2 protein-coding genes are annotated in these 979 nt (G+C 45.7%); one reads left to right on the forward strand and one right to left on the reverse strand.

Annotated features, from left to right (window positions below):
- Window positions 1-328: 328 nt before the first annotated feature.
- Window positions 329-595, reverse strand: coding sequence for a hypothetical protein (locus JFN90_RS22035; RefSeq protein ID WP_199397287.1), 267 nt, complete (start codon window positions 593-595; stop codon window positions 329-331).
- A gap of 117 nt (window positions 596-712) precedes the next feature.
- On the opposite strand from JFN90_RS22035, the gene JFN90_RS22145 reads away from it, so the two are divergent.
- A partial coding sequence (locus JFN90_RS22145; protein WP_215906906.1) for a hypothetical protein occupies window positions 713-979 on the forward strand: 267 nt, incomplete at its 3' end.

Genomic DNA, 979 nt, shown 5'->3' on the forward strand with positions numbered 1-979 from the left:
GCTACTTCAACCGCACCAAGGAGCGCTTCTATCCGGAGGGGTTCGAGAAGGGGTGGCCTATTTCAGGTACTTAGCGATTTCTAGTCGGAGCCACATGCGACCAACTTTCCGTTTCTGGTAGTACAATTAATAGTACACTTTGTCAAGAGCGGCAATTAGAACTTCCCAACCACCACGATAGGTGTCTGGCTTCGACACACAACCGACTCCGAGTCCTCCGCATCGCGTTCTGGAGCCAGCCTCTGCCGCAGGGCATACTCGCCCCTGTGGCAGGGGCTGGACGGCTATAAATGATCAGAAGCTCCAGTGGACGAAGTCTTGTGATGAGTCACGCCAGCAATGTTTCAAAGTAGACAAAATTTAATAGGAGCATCACCAGACCCGTGATATCGTACAGGTGCTGAAACGAGCAACTGCTGGCGCTGTACGTTGGTCTGAAGGTAACCCGCACGTCGAGTACCCCACCCAAAGCTAACCCCGTAGAACCTGTTTCATCCCCCACAGACAAAACCGATCCTGATGGCGACAGTTGCTGCATCCCGTCTTGCAGCCCACAGGGACATCTGCATATTGCATTGTACATCTTCTTGGTCATCGGTCTGTCCGTTTTCGGTCTAAGTATAAAGAAAAAAAGGGATAAAACGATTGTAGGCGAGGAGGTACAACTAACTTCAACGCTATCAACTGTTTTAATAAAAAGGATAATGCAGAGATGACCAAGGAGATGACAACAATAATAACCAACGATGATTTCAATAAACCCATTTGGATTTATGACTTCCATAAAAAAGATAAAATAATATCTTTAAAATATAAAAGAGATACACCAGAAGCTTTGTACACTGAACTAACTGGAAGTCTGAATGAGCCTTGCTTTCTCAACATAGAAGATCTGCCGAAAAGGAAGATCCAAAAGGTCAACTCATTCCATGATATTCAACCATTCATAGAACGACATGACAAGGTCTTAATTTACCCC

The organism is Geomonas propionica (assembly GCF_016458235.1).
GTDB lineage: Bacteria > Desulfobacterota > Desulfuromonadia > Geobacterales > Geobacteraceae > Geomonas > Geomonas propionica.

What these genes read in the sequence shown, in the direction of transcription:
- JFN90_RS22035 (WP_199397287.1), bottom strand. Translation starts at nt 595, where the DNA reads ATGACCAAGAAGATGTACAATGCAATATGCAGATGTCCCTGTGGGCTG.